The sequence below is a fragment of the Balneolales bacterium ANBcel1 genome, from assembly GCA_029688905.1.
Lineage (GTDB): Bacteria > Bacteroidota > Rhodothermia > Balneolales > Natronogracilivirgulaceae > SLLW01.
The window spans coordinates 80,063-99,367 of sequence record JARULB010000001.1 but is presented as its reverse complement, the minus strand read 5'-3'; the positions used below and the strand labels follow the sequence as shown (position 1 = coordinate 99,367).

The window sequence follows — 19,305 nt, the reverse complement described above, 5'->3', positions numbered from 1 at the left end:
GGAAGGCAATTACGGAGGCGGCTGTTGAGGCATTGGCTGCTGCACAGGCTGATCGTCAGGTATATCCTCCGGGCTCTCCGGAATGGGAGGTGTCAGATCCATATCCAGGTCGGTATCGGGCACGGAGATACGGTACTCGACATACATTTCATTGCGAAGCCGGTCCATCCACTCCTCCATGACCCGCTGCTGTTTATTCTGAAGGGCAAAGCTTCTTATCAGCGAATAATCCTGTTCCAGGTTGGCTCTGTGCTCTTCGATGCGGTTGTTCAGTTTAACAATGCGGTAGGCTGTTCGTTCCTCCTCTCCGTACCGGTATGACCGCGGCGGGGAGATATCTCCGACTTCATCCAGCAGCATGACCAGCCTGTACAAAGAAGCATCGAGTTCGTTGACGGGAATACTGCGCTGTCCGGTACGCGGGTTCATAAGGCGTCCGCCGGCCGGCGCGGTATTGGGATCCTCGGAATGTTTGCGCGCCATTTCGGCAAAGGACCTGTCGTGGTGCATCACACTGTCCCTTATCGCCGTAAGTTTTTCAATAGCAAACTCTTCGTCAAGCTCCACTTCATCGACCGTAATAAGGATATGGTGTGTGGAAATGTTCTGCCCGCTACGCTCGTTCAGGCGGATGATGTGCAGGCCTTCGCGGGTATTGACGACTTCCGAAATTTCACCGGGCTCCAGGGCTGCGGCAGCTGCGGCGTATTCCGGGAGCAGATCGCTGGTCGAAACCATCGGCAAGCCCCCGCCGCGGCTGGCTGTCGGGCCGTCACTGTGGCGCATGGCCAGCTCCTCCATGCTTGCGCCGTGGTTGATCAGGGAGTCCCGCAACTGCTCCGCAAGCCGGCGGGCATTCTCCCTGGCATCAGGTTTCGGCGGCGGGATTGCGGTTATCTGTGACAGTGCTACCGACTCGGGAATTACGGGCAGGGAATCCGTAGGTATGCTTTCAAAGAATTCGACCACCTCGGGCCGGGTTATGTTGATGCGCTCCAGTCGGCTTTGCCGAACACGGTTTACCAGCATCTCTCTGCGGAATTCATCGGCATACTCGGCCTTGATTTCAACGATAGGCTGACCAAAAGCCCGCTCCAGTTCCCGTTCGCTGCCCACTTGTCTGACCAACTGCTGTATTCGGTCATCAAGCTGCCGCTCCACCTCGGCGTCACTCACGACAACCGAGTCAATTCTTCCTTTTTCAACCAGAACGTAGTTATCGATCATCGACTCGAGTACATGGTACCAGATGGCTTCGTCGAATTCACGGATTTGTTGCTGCTGCATGAACTCGAACATGCGCTGGTCGACATCGGACTTGAGGATGATATGGTTGTTGACTACGGCCACAATCTGGTCGGCAATCCGCTTTTGCTGTTGTGCCAGTGCCGTACCGGCTGTTGCCATAATCAATAGTATGATAAGGGGATAACGCATATGTAATGTACTACCTTACTGGTTTTTATGAATCGCTGTGATCCGGGAGTCGGGTGAATGAAAGCAGATCACAAACTGTCTGTAACAATGTCAATCTCCCGGTTCGGAGTCCGAATGTCGTAGATGACGATTTCGTTGTTGGCCTGTGCCTGAAGAAACAGGTTCTCTTCCAATGCCCGCAACTGTTTGCGTTTTCGATCAATCTCCAGCCACTCGGTTATCTGGTTGATGACCCACTCCATCTCGGGGTGTTCGCCCGCGTCACGGGTCTCCATCAGCTGAACAAAATGGAAATGATCACCGATGCGTCTGATGGGGGATATCTCGGTGACGCCAATGACCTGCAGAAAGTTGTTGAGCGGCTCGTAACCCCGGGCAGCATCAGAGATCGCGAAAAACCGGGTGGAATGCCGGTATGTCTGCCGGGGATTGACCGAGTACGTCTCGGTTACATTTCTCCAGCTCTGTCCGCGCTGCAGGGCATTCCTGGCATTCTGGGCTTCGTTGAGGGTGTTCGTCATCATATGTCTGAAACGAACGTGCCGCTCCGCAAGTACAAATTTTTCCTTGTTGCTTTCGTAGTAGGTCTGGGCTTCGGAACGTGTTACGGGACTGTCTTTCAGGTCGAGAAATACCGCTTCATTGTAGGCGTCGACAAGAATGGTTTCCTGCGCCCGGCGAATTCGCTGTTCGACGGCTTCTTGTTCATGCAGTCCCAGGCGCCGGGCTTCGCGAATTTTCAGCTGTCGGCGGATCCAGTTGTTCCGATACTCCTGAATTGCACTGATACTGTCCTGTGCAAAAAGTTCGGGCGAGACGTTGTTCCGAATGTCACCCAACGTGAGCACCTCATTGCCTACCTCGGCCAGCAACACATCATGTGCATCGCGCACATGATGTTCGCAGGAGGCCAGGAACAATGCTATGGCCAGTATCAGAATAAAACGGAGAGAGTCAGTCATGGTTACCGTTTCGTCCGGCTTTCAGTGCTTCCGGGTAATACTCCATCCGGTATTTGGCCCGCATCGCTTCCAGCCACTCTCTTTCGCGAATCGGCTGGTATTCCGTGACCAGCCTGTTGTAGGCTTCATCAAACGTCATGGGGCGGGCTTCCAGCTCTTCCGCAAGGTACATGACCGTACGGCGGCGCTGATGGTCGAAATATTCGGAAAACTCGCCCTCACTCAGCCCCTGCAGACGGGAATAGGGTTCGTTCTCGAGGCTGGCGGCAATATCCCTGCGAATGACCACATTCGCGAAGTCATTGCGGATGCTGTCCAGGGGTTCTCCGGCCACAATTCTTTCCCGGACCATGTCCAGGGTACTGTCCGCTCTGGCCGACAGTCTCACGTAGCGATAACGCCGGTCATAGTGGTATTCGTCAGGTTGCTCTTCAAAGATCTGGCGAAGCCTGGCGGTATCCTGACGCGCGTAGGTCCATATGGAGTCTTCATTGACCCGAAACACGGCAAGGCCGGTGTGGTAGTCCTTGCTGAGTTCCTTGAATTCGGAAAAGTGTTCCCGTGTAAGTGAAAGGAGCTGATCGTCAATGACATGGTCGCGGAAGCGTTGTGCCTGGCGGTGGTGGTAGTCCGGGTTATTTCCCGCACCTGAGCTCTCGGCAAGCCATTCCACGAATGCGGCTCCGTCCTTGGTGACCGTATGGAAAGAGAACACCGGTTTGTTAAGCAGGGAGTCCGGGATCGAAAGTTCGTTCAGATTCTCGAACTCATTGGAGCGGAGGTAGTCTTCGAGCGCATTCAGATTTTGAGTATGGAACCGGGCGTTACCGATTTCCGCGGCATTGTCGAGTACGGCCTGCTCGTTTTCCCGGTAACGGGGGAGCTGTTTGAGCCTCTCGGCCAGTTCACTGCGGTGCTCTGCTTCCGAGGGCTGCCTGATCGAATCCAGGCGGACAATGTGAATGCCGTAACGGCTGACAAAGGGCCGGGTATAGTCACCGGGGTTTTCAAGTTGCATGATCGTGTCGGTGAACGCGTGATCATACCTTCCGTACTCAACCCATCCGATGTTTCCATCGGCAAGGCGGGATTGCTCGTCTTCGGTATGGCGCTCAACCACAAAGCTCCAGGCATCGCCCTGCTCCAGCTCTTCGTGGGCTATTTCGGCTCTTGCCATAATCGAGTCGACCGGTTGCCCGGTTCTGCGGGTCATGAAATAAATATGGGAAAAATGTTTATCCGGACCAGTTTCCCTTCGGTCGAGCAGATAAATGAGGTGATAGCCGAAAGAGCTGCGTACCGGCATGCTCACTTCGCCGGGTTTCAGCGAATAGACGGCATCCTCAAAGGGCTTGACAGCCCATCCCGCGCTGAAATATCCAAGGTCGCCTCCCATGCTCTGGCCGCGTTGGCGGCTCGAGTGCTCGTTGGAAAGGTCCATGAATTCCGCTTCACCGTCAAGAAACTGCTCACGAACCTCCATCAGTTTTTCGTACGCCCAGGCGGTGTCGGCCGGCGCTGCGTTTTCCGGAATGGATATGAGTATGTGCTGTGCATGCACCAGCTCCTTCGACCGCTCGTAGAGCTCATCGAGCAATCGGTCTCTAATATGCCGCTCAAGCCAGTAAGGGTAGGCCGATTGACGCTCATACTGCTCCAGTTCCGCAAGGATTTCCGGATCTTCCATGTAACCGGCGTCTTCGGCAACGGCCAGTTTCAGCCGGTAGTCCATGTACAGCGGCAAAAACTCCCTCAAGCCGTCGGCATCTTCAGCATCGCCCATCATCGCGCTTGATTTATTGTACTGGGCGGTCAATTCATCCAGAGTGACGGGTTGTCCACCGATCTTTCCGACAACCGTTTTTTCATCTGATGTGCTTCTGGAGGATTCAAACAGGGTGCACCCGGTTGTGAGGAGCAGCGTCGCAATGACGCCCATACCAATAATTCGAAACATATGCTGTGAAATAATGACTTGGTTCAATTAGGGTTTAATGTCAAAAAGGCGTATTTCTTTCAAGCTATAAAGATAGCATTTTTATCCACTATTCCGTAGCAAAACGCCGGTTCTTTCCTGATAGTATGTACGGAGTTACTGTACCTGTATCAGTAAAGAATGCCCGCGATGGTGGCGGACATCAGGTTGGCCATGGTACCGGCAGCGACGGCCCGGATTCCAAACTCGGCCAGCTCTGATTTTCTTGACGGCGCGAGCCCGCCGATCCCCCCGATCTGGATGGCAATGGAGGCGAAATTGGCAAAACCGCAAAGGGCAAATGTGGCCATGGCGATGGTTTTCGGATCCAGGGACTCCATTCGTATGAACTCCGAGAGGTCGGAATAAGCGATGAACTCGGTCAGGACAATCTTGGTTCCCAGCATGGATCCGGCGGTTACCGCGTCGGCCCAGGGAACCCCCAGAATGAACATGAGCGGCGCGAAGATAATGCCGAGCAGCGACTGCATGGTCAGAGTGAACCCGGGAAAGAATCGTTCGAGGCCAACCGTATCCCCGAACCACATGAACATGGAGTTGATCATAGCCAGCAGCGCGATGAAAGCGAGCAGCATTCCACCAACATTCAGCGCCAGACGAAGTCCCTCGGCGGCACCCGACGATGCCGCGTCGATGCCGTTGGCATCGGTTTTTTCAACACTGATATTGACATCCCCCATGGTCGCCGGGGTATCATCTTCCGGATAGAAGATTTTGGCGATCACAATGGCTGCGGGAGCCGCCATGATACTGGCACCCAGCAGCTGCTCGGCGAAAAGCTGGCGTCCGACGGTGAGGGTGACTTCGTTGGCAACGGCGTACGCATCCCCGAGCATCTGGATATAGGCAGCCATGATGCCACCGGCGATTGTGGCCATCCCGCCCGTCATGACCGTCAACAGCTCCGAGCGGGTCATTTTTTCAATGTAGGGTTTGATGAGCAGGGGCGACTCTGTCTGGCCGATAAAAATATTGGCGGTGACGCTCAGAGTCTCGGCCCCCGAGGTTCCAAGCAGCTTTCTCATTACGGAGGCCATCCCCTTGACGATCGCCTGAAGAATTCCGTAATGGTAGAGAATGGTGGTGATGGAGGCGAAAAAGACGATGGTAGGCAGCACCTGGAACGCAAAAAAATGGCCCATGCTGCCGTCCATGCCGGGACTCAGTGCAAGATCACCGAAGATGAACTGGGCTCCTTCCGTGGTGAAATCGAGTATCAGAACGAAAAAAGAGGAGATGAATCGAAACAGCTCCTTGGGCCAACCCAGCGGCGAGAACCACTCTGCCATCTGTTCTCCTTTCAGGATGAAGATCCCCAGGACTACCTGGATGGAAACCCCTGTTCCGACCAGCCGCCAGTTGATGTTTCGTCGGTTTCTGCTGAACAAAGTGGCAAGGGCGATGAGAAAGGCCATGCCGATGATGCCTCGGAGTAAGTCGGTAAAATCCATGTAACAACGGTTATTAGGAAATGAGCATTAATCCCGGCCGGAGGTTGTTTGGGCGGGGCTGTCATCTTTTTCGGCGGTCTCTCCGGAAGCTCCTTTGGAACCTCCGGCCTGGTTGAAGGCGATCGTCTTCTTGCGTTTCGGAGCGTCGACCGGCGGCCGGAAGCAGTGGCGCGCCCGCGGTTCGTACGCTTCGGCTTCGCCGACCAGTATCCTCTGGCTGCTTTCTACTACCCGCTGGGAGTAGTTGGCAGGCATGCCGCTTTCGGCGCAGATAGCATGGAGTTTGGTCACATATTCGGCGACGGCCAGCAGGTCGGGCATGGGGTCGAAAGGTTTGCCCTCGAAGTCCATATCCAGCCCGGCGATAATGACCCGCTTTCCGTTATTGGCCAGCGTATTGGCCACATCCACCAAGCGGCTGTCGAAAAACTGCGCTTCGTCTATGCAGACCACCTCTGCGTTGCCGGTCATAAGCACGATCTGATCGGCCGTCGCCGATACAATGCCCGGCAGTCTGGTCGCATTGTGCGAAACCACGTTCACATCGTCATAGCGCTTGTCTATTTCCGGCTTCACAATAACCACATGCTGACCCGCGAACTGGGCTCTGCGCGCCCTCCGTATCAACTCCTCGGTTTTGCCACTGAACATGCCTCCGCATATGACTTCAATCCAGCCGATTTTTTTTGAGAGAATCGTAGGTTCGCTGAGCATATCTGTTTTCTAACTGGTTACGCAAAGGGCGTTTAAATAGGTGTTGCCGGACCGGCCAATGTACCGCCGGAATCGGTGTGGCAGGATACATGGAGCGCAATATATCTGCCGATTCGTAAAAAGAAAAATGGAATCTTCAAAAGACTTTTTCCCGGTGAGGTTCATCCATGTCCGGAACAATGTTATATTTACCGGCGGGCAAAGACGTCGGCCCCGGCCCCGCCTGCACCTGTGTGCGGCCCCGGGCGGATGATAACAATGAATCAGAATAACGGGACTTACAGCATGGGACCTATGCAAGAATGGAAGGGACTGGACATTGAGGCGGAAGGAGAGGGCATCTCCCGGCCTCTCAGCCGCAATGTGAATCTGCTGGGCTCAATGCTTGGGCACGCCGTCAGAGACCTGGCGGGAGAGGAGATGTTCGACATGGTGGAATCCCTTCGGGCCAGATGCAAACTGGCCTATGAGGAAGGGCAGGACGCCGGTGCTCTCCGGTCCGAGGTGCAGCAGACACTGGCGGCCCTGACAACCAACCAGATGGACTGGCTTCTCAGGGCGTTTACCTCGTTTTTTCACCTGGTCAATCGGGCCGAGCAGATCGAGATCACCAGAATCAACCGGGAGCGGGAGCTCAATGCCGATAAAGACCACCCCCGGGATGAATCGGTGATGCAGGCGATTCACTACATCAGGGAAGCGGGCCTCACCTATTTCGAGTTCACCAGCATTCTGGCCAGCCTGGATATCCAGCCTACCCTGACCGCGCATCCGACCGAAGCCCGCCGCCGCAGTATCCTGCACATCCAGCAGAACATCTCCAGCCTGATCCTCAGGCTCAACAACGAGTCGCTGATCCCATCCGAAAAGGAACAGCTTCTCTCAGAACTGTTTTCACAGATTTGTATTCTGATATCGACCGATGATGTCCGTCCATCCAGCCTGAGTGTGCACGATGAGGTGCGCAACGGCCTCTATTTTTTGAGCAACTCCATCTGGAATACGGTGCCGAAAATCTACTCCGACCTGGAGGATGCCGCCGATATCTATTACGGCAAGCGCCCGGAGCTCCCTCCGTTTCTGAAATACCGCAGCTGGATCGGCGGCGATCGCGACGGCAACCCCAGGGTTACTTCGGAAATGACCGGGGAGACGCTCCGCCTGCATTATGAATCGGCGTTTAACCGGTATGAGCAGGCCCTGAGCGCCGTCTGGTACGAACTGAGCATTTCTTCCCGGCACATGGAAGTTCCGCAGGTTCTGATCGACGGTATAAAGAGCGATGAAGAAGTGTGTGATACCGGTTTGAAAACTGCCGACTACTGGCACGAGCCCTATCGTCTTAAAGTCCATTTTATGCAGCACAAACTGATGCTGCAGCGCCGCTCTCTGCTCGATATGGCATCCACCGAGGCCGGCCCCTATCCCATACCGGTGTTTCTGGATGATGTGGAGCAGCTCATCTCGGCATTGCGCCAGGCCGGCTTCCGCCAGCTGGCCGACCGTGGATCCCTCCGGAAGCTGCACTACCAGATCAAGACATTCGGGTATCATATGGCGGCGCTCGATATTCGTCAGCATAGCGACATCTACGGCACCTGTGTTGCCGAAATGCTGGAATCTGCCGGGGTGGCCACCGGGTACCGTAACATGAAGGAAGAAAAGAAGCGGGAGCTGCTGGAACAGGAGCTGAGAAGCCCCCGGCCGCTGATTCCGAAAAACACCCGGCTTGGCGAAACCTCGTCTGATCTACTGGCTACATTCCGCGTGATTTACAAGGCCCTGGAGCGCGATCCAAACGCGATCGGAAGCATCATCGTCAGCATGACCCACGACGTCAGTGATCTCATGGAGGTGCTGCTTATCGCCAAGGAGACCGGTATCTGGCGGTATTCCCACGCCGGTGTGGACACCCTGATCGATGTGGTGCCGCTGTTTGAGACGGTTGAAGACCTGAATGCCAGCCGGGAGGTGATGGCCCGCCTCTTTGAAGATGGCATTTACCGTAAGCATCTGCAAAGCCGCGGAATGTTTCAGGAGATTATGCTGGGGTATTCCGACAGCAACAAGGACGGCGGGTACTGGATGGCCAACTGGGCGCTTCACAAGGCCCAGGAAGACCTTGCTACGGTTTGCCGGGACCATGATGTGACCTGCAGGCTGTTTCACGGCAGGGGAGGGACCGTGGGACGCGGAGGCGGGCGCTCGAATCAGGCAGTGCTCGGTCTGCCCCAGGCTTGCCATAACGGAAAAATCCGTTTTACCGAACAGGGGGAGGTCATCTCTTTCCGCTACGCGCTGCCGAGTATTGCGCGCCGGCACCTTGAACAGATCGTGAATGCCATGATCCAGTCGACAGCCAGGGCCGGCCGGAAGAAAACACATCGATTCAAGAATGATGAACAGGCCGTGGCCATGATGGAGGAAATATCGGCTCGTTCGATGAAATCGTACATGGAGTTTACCCGCAAGACCGAGGTCTGGCAGTGGTACACCACCATCACGCCCATTGAGTTTATCAGCGCGTTGCCGATCGCCTCGCGTCCGGTTTCAAGGAAGTCCGGCAAGGAGGTGGATTTCGACAATCTTCGCGCGATTCCATGGGTGTTTGCATGGACACAGACCCGCTACAATCTGCCGGGATGGTTCGGCATCGGCTCGGCTCTCGACTCCTATCTTGAAGATTTTCCCGATGACCTGGAACGGATGCAAAACCTGTACGGGGAGTCACGTTTTTTCCGTTCGGTGATCGACAATGCACAGCGTGAGTTGGCCAGGGCCCATCTCGACATCGCCAGGTATTATTCGCGGCAGGTGGAGAAAGAGTTCCATCATGTTATTGAAGAGGAATTCAGCAAAGCCCGCAGGGTGCTGCTGAGCATCTCCGGGGAGGAGGAGCTGCTGACATCCAACCCGGTGATTCGGAAGTCCATCCAGCTGCGCAATCCATACACCGATGTGCTCAATTTGCTGCAGATTGAACTAATGCAGCGGAACAGGAAGGAAAAAAGCTCCCGGCTGCGTCATGCGCTATTTTCCAGTATCAACGGAATTGCAGCCGGAATGCAGAGTACCGGCTGAGACTCATAAAACGGGATCGGGCGGTTATTGCAGCAGGATCAGGGGCTGCGGCTACAGGTGGCAGGCGGGTAATGAACAGCAATGGTGCAATGCAGCATAAAATACGCTATCATGTCTGCCAATACGATAAACTGCGATTTTCAGCGGCATTCTGCCTGTCGGAGCATTGCGGCGGGCTGCCCGATCACCCCAACCCATCGGCATCATGTCATTAGACCTGGCGACACCGGCGCTTCTGTTTCCGGCGATTTCTCTCTTATTGCTGGCCTATACCAACCGCTTTTTGACCCTCGCCACACTTATCCGGAATCTTCACAAACGGTATCAGGAGGACGGTGACCCTGCCCTTGTCTCACAGATCGCCAATTTACGGCTGCGAACCCGTCTGATTCGTGACATGCAGGTCCTGGGCGTGATCAGCCTGTTCCTGTCGGCACTCTGCATGCTGCTCCTGTTTCAGGGATACATAACGGCTGCGGAATATACCTTCGGAGCCAGCATGCTTTTTCTTCTGGCCTCACTGGGCTTGTCCATCTGGGAAATCCAGATTTCGATCAGGGCGTTGAACATCCAGCTGAGTGATATGAGCGGTGAGAAAAACAGCTGAAAAAACGAAGCCCCGAATAGAATCAGTATTCGGGGCTGTAAACTTAGAGGTCAATGTAGTTTATTGTGTCCTGTCCATGCAGTGCTGTTCGCTTGCTGCACTTGACTATGTTACGGTTCAGAGTACCCGATTATTATATATTTCTTAAAAAAAATATAAAGTGTACGGAACAGGGAAAATAACGCCTTCTTGAGGGTACTTACGTGACCGTTTGCAAGGGCGGTGTGAACGGAGCCTGATTCACTCCCATTCGTTAGGCTTATCCGCGAGCCAGAAGCATGCCTTCCAGCCTGCGCGCCCGGTCTACAAATTCCGAATCCGGGTAATCCCGCAGGATGCGGTTCACATACTCTGTGGCACGGCTGTAGTTGTTGGCTTCCATCGACACCTGGGCGGCTTGCAGCAGGTTTTGGGGCGTGGTAGAGTTGTTTTTATCCCACTCCGCTGCTTTAACAAAGATATCCGCCGCCTCTTCAAACTCACCGAGATTTGCGAGAATGACGCCGTGGAGCGCGATCGGACCTACTCCGAGTATCCCCTCGGGCGGGTTGAACCGTTCGATGTAGTATCGCGCCTGGGCGTAATTACCCAGCTCCGACTCTGCTACGGCCGCGTAATAGCGGGCCATGTTGCCGGCATTGGTACGGCCATAATTGTTGATGATGTCGATCAGGCCCACGGTAATACGGGTGCTGCCCCCTTCGAGGGCGATTTCGTAATCACCGGCCTGGAATGCCGGATCCACCTGTGCCAGAAGCTCCTGGGCTTCCTGTTCCTGGGCCTGGGAGTGGAGATAGTAATAGATTCCTCCGCCAACGATGACCAGTACCGCAACCGAAACGGCGATTACGGCGGTCATGTTGCGTTTGATGAAACTGACAAAAATATAGTAACTGGTAAGGAGGGGATCCGTTTCGAGTTGTTCTTTGGAGAGTCGCTTGGCCATAATGTTGTTCTAACCTGGTAAAAAACGATGTTAAAAAGTGAGGTAAATATATGACTGTTTTGCCAGAGGACAAAATCAGGTATGGTGCATTTTCTCGGGAGTCAATCGCCCTTCCTGCAGATGGAAAACCGAAGGGGTGATGTGTGCAATTCGATGGTCGTGAGTAATCAGTACGATGGCGCTCTGCTCTTTCTGCTTGAGGTCCATCAGCAGGGCCAGCAGTTTTTCGGTATTCCGCTCGTCCAGATTTCCCGTGGGTTCGTCCGCCATGATGATCTCGGGCTCATTCATAAGTGCGCGGGCGACTGCTACCCGTTGCTGTTCACCGCCGGAGAGTTCGGAAGGGCGGTGGTCGATCCGGTCCTTCAGGCCCGTCTCCTCGAGCAGGTATTCGGCTCGCTGCTTGATCTCTGCCATGGACTTTCCGGCGATGAGTCCGGGCATGAAGACGTTTTCAAGGGCGGAGAATTCCGGAAGCAGGTGATGAAACTGAAATACAAACCCGATATTGCGATTTCGAAACCCTGCCAGGGTCTCGTCATCCATAGAGGAGAGTTCCCTGTCGCGAAAGCGGATGCTGCCGCTGTCGGGACGATCCAGCCCCCCAAGAATGTGGAGAAGCGTGCTTTTACCAGAACCGCTGGCGCCGACAATCGCAGCCAGGTCATTTCGGTGAATGGAAATATCAAGCCCTCTCAAAACCTGTACAGGTTCGGTTTTTCCGCGATATGTTTTGTGGATATCGGTTGCCTTGAGAAGCAATTCGTCTTTCTTCACGATGATTTTCCGGTTTCAAATGCTGGAAAGATAATCGGCTCGATATGAATGCATGATCCGCTCTCGGGATCGATTTTTGTAAACAGGCCGCAGATCCGGTTGTCTCCGTTGGCCATCTTGTATTTGTGGGGGGTCTGGAGCAGGAACCGTTTGACAGCCGTGTCTCTGTCCATGCCGATAACGGACTGGTAGGGGCCGGTCATGCCCACATCGGAAATATAACCGGTGCCTTTGGGCAGCAGCCGTGCATCGGCGGTCGGTATGTGTGTGTGGGTGCCGGCAACTACGGAGGCGCGCCCGTCGATATACCACCCAAAGGCCATCTTTTCGGCTGTAGCTTCGGCATGGAAGTCGATGAAGACCATTTTTGTCTCCTGCCGGATTTTTTCGAGCACCCAGTCACCGGCGCGAAACGGATCATCGATCGGCTGCATATAGGTTCGGCCCTGCAGGTTTACGACTCCGATCCGGTGACCGGAATCAGGTATGTCGTATACGCCGAATCCGTATCCGTGCGCTCCCTTCGGATAGTTCATGGGGCGCAGCAGCCGGGGGTCCGTTTTCATGTACGGATAGATCTTCCACTTGGCAAAACTGTGATTTCCACCAGTAATCACATGAACTCCCAGCCGGTACAGAGTCCGGATGATTTCTTCGTTTATTCCCATACCCTCATGGGAGTTCTCCGCATTGGCGATGACAAACTGCGCTTCGTATTTGCTGATGAGAGAGGGGAGCAGGGTTTCCAGAAGGGAGAGGCCGGGTGATCCGACAATATCACCGATGAACAGAACCTTTACGGGTTGCGACATGTGTGAGCCTTCCTGGGTTATGTCTGGATTGATGCACGCTGTCTGGTGCAGTTCGTCATCCGGCAAGGCGGGGCCGGATGTCTGCGGCAAATATTAATCGGGCGACAGTGCGGGCAGAAGGATAAAAAAAACGCTAATGAAGCAGGCACAAGACAAGCTACCGTCTATGACAGTGCGGGCATCCACTCGATCGGGTCTGCCTTCCACTATTCACGCGAGGTGACGTGAGGCCTGGCATTGCCGAACGAAGTTAAACGCCCTTGTTTTTGAGTGTTGTGCTTGTTTATGTTAACCCTGCCTCAAAAGCGTTGTAACTCAATACAACTTAAATATCGCGATTTTCCTGCTCAATGTCATCCAAAATCTCACGCAGGGATTCATTAATTTCTCCGAAGATTTTGGGGGCATCCGGGGTTATATCCGGCCTGTTTCCATTGTTTTTGAGAAAGAGTTCCTCGGCGATACTGAGAGACGCCAGCACCATGATGGTGGATTCCGGCTGGTTGATCAGCGCCTTGCGGAAATCATAGAACCGCTTGTCGACATAGGAGGCGATATTGAGCATGGCCTCTTCATCACCTTCGTTGATTTTGAGGGGATACGTTTTTCCCAGTATGGAGACTTTTATGGATTTCATAACTACCTGGCGGTTAAGGGATTCGAATATCCCCAAATTGGTTGTTCCGGATGTGATGTTGTCGTGGATCTGTCAGTTGCCCGGCGCCCCGATCCGGATGCCGGTACCCATCCTCTGTTTCAGGCTTTTCCGGAGCCGGCAAGATGGTGGTCGATTCGGCTGATCAGATCATGGATTTGCTGGCGAAGGATAATTTTTTCATTCTCATCCAGATCTGAAAACAGGGAAGGAGATTCGTTACTTCCTGCATCTCTGGCTGAAAGGGATTGCGCAACTCCGGTGCCTTTTCCGGAGAAATCCGCAGAGGCGGAGGCTTCTGCTTGCCTTTCCGTAGCCACGGTTTGCGGAGATGCCGTCTTCAGATGTTCATTTTCCGATTTCAGCGAGTCCAGCAGATTTGTGGCTTCCGTCAGCTCCGAACGCACGGCCCTCAGCTCACCGGTCAAATCGCGGTTCTCCTCTTCAAGGCGCTTTTTGTCGGCTTTCAGTGTCGAAATCGCTCCGGACAACTCCTTGAGCAGATCACGATACTCCTTGTAGTATGGTTGATCCTGATACGTCACGTTTCGCGCTCCATGTTTGAACGCCCCGAATTATGCCCTTTAATCCATCAAGAACGCAACTTTGCAGAAAAATCTTCATCCAGCTTTTTAAGAATCTTCCGGATGACAGGGTCGATGTCATTTATGGTTAATGTTTTTTCATAATCCTGAAACATCAGACGAAAAGCAATGCTTTTTTGATGTTTTTCCAGAGAACCGCCCTCAAATACGTCAAAAACCTCGGAAGTCTTAAGTATTTTTCCCGCAATATCATGCATCCTCCGCTCCAGATCGCCCGCTGCAACGGACTTATCCACGACCAGCGCAAGGTCAAATTCAAATGCGGGGAACCGGGATACCGGCTTGTATATCCGCTGTCCGGCCTGCCGCGCAATTAGTTCGAGTTTGCCGATGTTCAGCTCGGCCGAAAATGCGGCCGTTTCCACTTCCGTCCGTTTTTTCCATTCGCTGTCAACGGCTTCCAGGATGCCGATGATGTTATCGTCTGCAGATGACGGCGGTGAAACGGAGCGGTCCGCGATGTTCCCCGAACTGCCGGCTGATCCGCCCTGTCCGTTGCTCGTCCCGGCAGGATTATTGGCAACCAGCAGCAGGCGGTTATCGGCCGACTCCCAGCGTGTCAGGTGTCCGATGCCGAGTTTGCTGAGCATGGCGTTAACCAGCGCCTTCAGGTCAAACAGGTCAAACGCCCTGGCGTCGGTTTTCCAGTGTTCCGGCGAGGCCTGTCCCGCCACCCCGATATGAATGTGGGTGGATTCGTGGATGCCCTCAATCCAGGTGCCTCCGTTTTCGGCGCGACGAAATACATTGCCTATTTCAAAAAAACGGACACCAGCGGCGTTGCGGTTGAAATTGTAGGCCGCCGAACGGAGAAATCCGTACTTCAGACTGGTACGCAGCAGCGCCTGGTCTTTGGTGATGGGGTTAAGCGTGGGCACTACAACCGCCTCTCCGCCGAGGGGGTCAAGCAGTTGTTCCGGCAACAGGCTGTTGGAGTAGATCTCCTTGAGACCTGCAGAAACGGCTGCCCTCCGGATGTTTTCACGGAAGGTTTCTCCGTAGGGAATCGGTTCGGGCTGCGCAATCGCAATGTGTTCGGGATCCGGGATGTTATTGTAGTCGTATATCCTGGCCACCTCCTCGATCAGGTCAATTTCGGTGGTGATGTCGGGGCGAAACGTGGGCACCCGGCATTTCCAGGTCAGGGGTTCCGCACGCTCGCTGCTCACCGCGATTTCAAGCCGCTCCAGAAGCGTTACGGCCACATCGGGATCAATTTCCATGCCCAAAAGCCGGTTGAGGCGGTCATGGCGCAATTCCACTTCCAGGGGTTCCGTTTTCACCGGGTGGACATCCTCCATCCCTTCAATGGTTCCGCCGCACACTTCGATGATCAGCTGTGCGCAGCGAAGAGCCGCGTTGCGGGTCAGATTGGGATCAACTCCCCGCTCAAAACGGTAGGAGGAGTCCGTTTGCAGAGCCAGTTGCCGGGCGGTCTTCCGGATTCCGGTGGGTTCAAACCAGGCCGATTCGATCAGGATATCACTGCTTTCAGACTCAATTTCCGAATTAAGTCCACCCATGACCCCGGCCAGGGCCACCGGCTTTTCTGCGTCACAAATAAACAGCGAGCCTGCGGGTACGGTGCGCTCCACGTCATCGAGGGTCGTAAACTTCCGGTCGTTTTCAAAGGAACGGACTTCAATTATCCCGCCGGCCAGATGCCGGTAATCAAATGCGTGCAGCGGCTGACCCAGTTCCTGAAGCACGAAATTGGTAATATCCACCACATTGTTGACGGGACGAAGGCCAATCGCCAGCAGAGACTCTTTGAGCCATTGGGGCGATTCATCAACGTTGGCGCCGCGTACCAGAATCCCCACATAGCGGTGACATTTGTCGGTATCGACGATACGGATGGTGTCCGGAGGAAGAGGTGCCGATATGTGCGGCAGGTTCTCCAGCGGTTTTTTGAGGGCGGCTCCGGTAGCGGCAGCGAGATCCCGTGCAACTCCCAGATGGCAGGTTGCATCGGGCCGGTTGGGGGTCAGACCGATTTCGTACACCGAATCTTTTTCTACCCCGGCCACTTCAGAAAACGGGGTACCCGCCTTGATGGAGGGGTCCAGCACCATGATTCCGCTGTGGTCGTCGCCCAGCCCCAGTTCATCCTCGGCACAGATCATTCCGGCGGATTTTTGCCCCCGGATTTTGGCTTTCCGGATTTTAAACGGCTTGCCGTCGGGCAGTGGTTTGGGAAGCACCGAGCCCACTGTAGCGACGGGCACTTTTTGTCCGGCCGCAACATTCGGAGCCCCGCAGACGATTTGTGAAATCCCGTCATCTCCGATATCCACCGTGCAGACAACCAGCCGGTCGGCATCAGGATGGGGTTTCACTTCAAGCACTTCTCCCACCACGATGCCACTCAGATCGGCTCCGGTTTCTTCGATCTCTTCGACTTCCAGGCCGGTAAGGGTGAGGCGCTCGGCGGTTTCGGCGGGGTCCGGTATTTCTGAGAGGTAGCGGGATAGCCAGTTGTACGAGATTTTCATCGGTTTATCTGTCCTGAATATGTGATTTCAAAAAGTGAATGATCAAGATGAGGGGTGCCCGGCTGCTGTGGTACGGACGGCCTCGGAGCCGTTTCATGCGGCCGCCGTTCCAGCGTTCCTTCCTGGAGAACGGAGCCGCATGCCTGCGCCGTCATCCGGGAAACTGATTGAGGAAACGGAGGTCGTTGTCGTACAGCAGGCGAATGTCGTCGATTTCGTAGCGCGACATGGTAATGCGCTCCACACCCATTCCAAAGGCGAATCCGGTATAAACTTCCGGGTCTATATCCACCGCCTTGAGCACGTTGGGGTGCACCATACCCGCACCGAGGATCTCCATCCACTGACCGGGTCGGCTGCCGGTTTCCCACCAGATGTCCATTTCGAGGCTGGGCTCGGTAAACGGAAAAAAGGAGGGGCGAATCCGGTACTTCAGATTCTTCCCGAACAGATGCCCGGCAAAAGTGATCAGGGTGTGTTTGAGATCCGCCAGGCTTACGCCCTTATCGACATACAGTCCCTCGACCTGATGGAACAGGCAGTACGATTTGGCGGTGATGGACTCGTTTCGGTATACGCGTCCGGGCATAATGGCGCGAAACGGCGGTTTCTGCTCCTTCATAAGGCGGATCTGCACCGGTGAGGTGTGGGTCCGCAGAACCAGATCCCGCTCCGGCTGACGCTCATCCTTTCGGATAAAAAACGTATCCTGCATATCCCTTGCCGGATGTTCGGGCGGGAAGTTGAGCGCCGTGAAATTGTGGAAGTCATCTTCAAGTTCGGGGCCGTCCGCAATGGTAAACCCGAGGCGGTAGAAAATGGATTTTATCTCCTCAAGAGTCTGGGTGAGGGGATGGGTGGAGCCGACGGGAAGCGGCGCCGGCGGCAGGGTGGGGTCGTCGGTGGCGGCGGCATGCGATGTGGCGGAGGCGGTCAGTGCCTGTTTCGCCTCTTCAAACCGGGAGTCGGCCAGTTTCTTGAGTTCGTTAAGCTCCTTGCCAAGACGTGCGCGGTCCTCCGGAGCGGCCTTGCCGATTCCGGCGAGCATACCGGTGATGAGCCCTTTCCGCGACAGATACTTCAGGCGGAAAGTTTCCAGGTTTTCCGCCGAATCCAGCGTGATCGATGAAATTTCCTTTTTTACCGCGTCAATATCAGGAGGGGTTGCCATATCAGAATAAAAAACTGTTTGGTGGATGTCGTGGCAGCGTCAAACGTGCCCTGATCCGAACCCGCAGCCGATGTCACTGAACGGGAATCAGATACGTTTGGTACCATGAGCCGGAATATAGGGAAAAGCGAAATGGGATTCCGGTGTGCCGCTGCAGTCACGGAAGCAAAAAATAAAAAAACCGGCAGCATCGCTGGGATACTGCCGGCTGGAGGCTTTGAAAACCGTCAGGATTTCTTGAGAGCCGTTTCAACCACGGCACTGAAGGCCTGGGGGTCGTGAACTGCCAGGTCGGCAAGCACTTTCCGGTTGATTTCCATATTCCGGGCTTTCAAGGCGCCCATCAGTTTGGAATAGGTCGTGTCGTTAAGGCGGGCCGCCGCGTTGATACGGGCTATCCAGAGTTTTCTGAATTCTCTTTTGCGGACTCTCCTGTCGCGATACTGGTACTGAAGGGCCTTTTCTACCGCATTTTTCGCGACAGTGTAGACTTTGCTCCTTGCACCCCAGTAACCTTTCGCACGCTCTAATACGCGTTTGCGACGGCGACGGGAAGCCACATTATTGGACGATCGTGGCATTTTATCAGGATTTTAATGGTTGTTGATATGAGATTAAGCGTATGGAATCAGATCACGCATGCGAGGGGCATCGGATTTGTCCACCAATGTTGCAGCACGCAGATTCCGCTTTCTCTTCGGTGTCTTCTTGGTAAGAATATGGCTGGCGAACGCCTTCTTGCGCTTGATTTTGCCGGACTTTGTCAGCTTGAAACGCTTCTTGGCGCCGCTTATGGTTTTCATTTTAGGCATGATACACCCGGTAATTCGTTAAAATTTTGCAAGAACACAATATAGTAAAAAGGATGGTGAGCAGCAAGGTAGACTCGATACCCATAGTGTCACCCCGGCATTCCATGGCTTGCGGTCAGAGGGAGAGCTGCCGGGCAGGTTCAGGAGCCGGGCCCTTTTGACGGCGCGATAACCATCGACATGCGTTTGCCCTCCAGCTTGGCCGGAGTTTCCACCTTGCCCAGATCTTCAAGATCCTTGGTGAGCCGGTCCAGCAGCTTTTTACCCTGATCACTGTATATGATGTCACGCCCCTTGAACTGAACCGTCGCTTTTACCTTGTTTCCCTCTTTCAGGAATCCTTCGGCATGGCGCTTTTTGAACTCATAGTCGTGGTCGTCGGTCTGTGGCCGGAACCGAAGCTCCTTGAGAACCACGACATGCTGCTTCTTCTTGGCCTCTTTCTCCTTTTTCTTCTTCTCAAAGATGTATTTGCCGTGATCCATAATCTTGCACACCGGCGGATCTGCATTCGGTGCGACTTCAACCAGGTCACGGTTCAGGCGGCCGGCCATGTCCAGCGCCTCCTGTATGGGGATGATGACGTGTTCGTTATCGGGCTTGATCACCCGGACCACATCCGCACGAATCTGTTCATTGACCCGTTCTTTGGGTTCCGCTCTGCGGACGGGATAACTTTTAAATCGTTTTCCGATGGCTGTTTCTCCGTTTTTTTTTAAAATTTAAGACGATCGTGCCGGCTTCCACGGGGAGTCACCAGGGCTTCCCGGTGAATGCATCATGC

Annotated in this window: 17 protein-coding genes; 2 read left to right on the top strand and 15 right to left on the bottom strand. The window is 54.4% G+C overall.

Annotated features, from left to right (window positions below; translation table 11 throughout):
- Positions 1-9 precede the first annotated feature (9 nt).
- From QA596_00395 to QA596_00375, 5 genes are all read right to left on the bottom strand, one after another.
- Positions 10-1,407: a peptidylprolyl isomerase gene (locus QA596_00395; protein ID MDG5765902.1), complete on the bottom strand. Its 1,398-nt coding sequence runs from the start codon at positions 1,405-1,407 to the stop codon at positions 10-12.
- Positions 1,408-1,505: 98 nt separating this feature from the next.
- Positions 1,506-2,399 carry a peptidyl-prolyl cis-trans isomerase gene (locus tag QA596_00390; protein MDG5765901.1) on the bottom strand — a complete coding sequence of 298 codons (894 nt, stop codon included), beginning with the start codon at positions 2,397-2,399 and terminating at the stop codon, positions 1,506-1,508.
- On the bottom strand, positions 2,392-4,356 hold the full coding sequence (locus QA596_00385; GenBank protein MDG5765900.1) for a peptidylprolyl isomerase: 1,965 nt from the start codon (positions 4,354-4,356) through the stop codon (positions 2,392-2,394). The genes QA596_00390 and QA596_00385 overlap by 8 nt, the downstream gene beginning before the upstream one ends.
- Before the next feature lie 149 nt (positions 4,357-4,505).
- Positions 4,506-5,846: a nucleoside transporter C-terminal domain-containing protein gene (locus tag QA596_00380; protein ID MDG5765899.1), complete on the bottom strand. Its 1,341-nt coding sequence runs from the start codon at positions 5,844-5,846 to the stop codon at positions 4,506-4,508.
- Positions 5,847-5,873: 27 nt separating this feature from the next.
- Positions 5,874-6,560 carry a thymidine kinase gene (locus QA596_00375; protein MDG5765898.1) on the bottom strand — a complete coding sequence of 229 codons (687 nt, stop codon included), beginning with the start codon at positions 6,558-6,560 and terminating at the stop codon, positions 5,874-5,876.
- 285 nt (positions 6,561-6,845) lie between these two features.
- On the opposite strand from QA596_00375, the gene ppc reads away from it, so the two are divergent.
- A complete protein-coding gene (gene ppc, locus QA596_00370; GenBank protein ID MDG5765897.1) occupies positions 6,846-9,641 on the top strand; it encodes a phosphoenolpyruvate carboxylase in 2,796 nt (931 codons plus the stop codon).
- A 205-nt stretch (positions 9,642-9,846) separates the two neighbouring features.
- Complete coding sequence (locus tag QA596_00365; protein ID MDG5765896.1) at positions 9,847-10,248, top strand: DUF2721 domain-containing protein; 402 nt, start codon at positions 9,847-9,849, stop codon at positions 10,246-10,248.
- 259 nt (positions 10,249-10,507) lie between these two features.
- On the opposite strand, the gene QA596_00360 is transcribed toward QA596_00365, so the two are convergent.
- The 10 genes from QA596_00360 to infC all read right to left on the bottom strand — a co-directional run bounded on the left by QA596_00360 (position 10,508) and on the right by infC (position 19,216).
- Complete coding sequence (locus QA596_00360; GenBank protein ID MDG5765895.1) at positions 10,508-11,194, bottom strand: tetratricopeptide repeat protein; 687 nt, start codon at positions 11,192-11,194, stop codon at positions 10,508-10,510.
- 75 nt (positions 11,195-11,269) lie between these two features.
- Positions 11,270-11,971: an ABC transporter ATP-binding protein gene (locus QA596_00355; GenBank protein MDG5765894.1), complete on the bottom strand. Its 702-nt coding sequence runs from the start codon at positions 11,969-11,971 to the stop codon at positions 11,270-11,272.
- Positions 11,968-12,783 (bottom strand): TIGR00282 family metallophosphoesterase, encoded by an 816-nt coding sequence (locus tag QA596_00350; GenBank protein MDG5765893.1) that lies wholly within the window; start codon positions 12,781-12,783, stop codon positions 11,968-11,970. Before QA596_00350 ends, QA596_00355 begins: the two co-directional genes overlap by 4 nt.
- Before the next feature lie 325 nt (positions 12,784-13,108).
- Positions 13,109-13,420 (bottom strand): cell division protein ZapA, encoded by a 312-nt coding sequence (locus QA596_00345; GenBank protein MDG5765892.1) that lies wholly within the window; start codon positions 13,418-13,420, stop codon positions 13,109-13,111.
- 119 nt (positions 13,421-13,539) lie between these two features.
- On the bottom strand, positions 13,540-13,983 hold the full coding sequence (locus QA596_00340; protein ID MDG5765891.1) for a hypothetical protein: 444 nt from the start codon (positions 13,981-13,983) through the stop codon (positions 13,540-13,542).
- A 47-nt stretch (positions 13,984-14,030) separates the two neighbouring features.
- Positions 14,031-16,538 carry a phenylalanine--tRNA ligase subunit beta gene (gene pheT / locus QA596_00335; GenBank protein ID MDG5765890.1) on the bottom strand — a complete coding sequence of 836 codons (2,508 nt, stop codon included), beginning with the start codon at positions 16,536-16,538 and terminating at the stop codon, positions 14,031-14,033.
- Between the two features lie 151 nt (positions 16,539-16,689).
- A complete protein-coding gene (gene pheS, locus QA596_00330; protein MDG5765889.1) occupies positions 16,690-17,709 on the bottom strand; it encodes a phenylalanine--tRNA ligase subunit alpha in 1,020 nt (339 codons plus the stop codon).
- Between the two features lie 227 nt (positions 17,710-17,936).
- On the bottom strand, positions 17,937-18,290 hold the full coding sequence (gene rplT / locus QA596_00325; GenBank protein ID MDG5765888.1) for a 50S ribosomal protein L20: 354 nt from the start codon (positions 18,288-18,290) through the stop codon (positions 17,937-17,939).
- A 33-nt stretch (positions 18,291-18,323) separates the two neighbouring features.
- Positions 18,324-18,521 carry a 50S ribosomal protein L35 gene (gene rpmI / locus QA596_00320; GenBank protein ID MDG5765887.1) on the bottom strand — a complete coding sequence of 66 codons (198 nt, stop codon included), beginning with the start codon at positions 18,519-18,521 and terminating at the stop codon, positions 18,324-18,326.
- 140 nt (positions 18,522-18,661) lie between these two features.
- Positions 18,662-19,216, bottom strand: coding sequence for a translation initiation factor IF-3 (gene infC / locus QA596_00315; protein ID MDG5765886.1), 555 nt, complete (start codon positions 19,214-19,216; stop codon positions 18,662-18,664).
- Between the last annotated feature and the right edge of the window lie 89 nt (positions 19,217-19,305).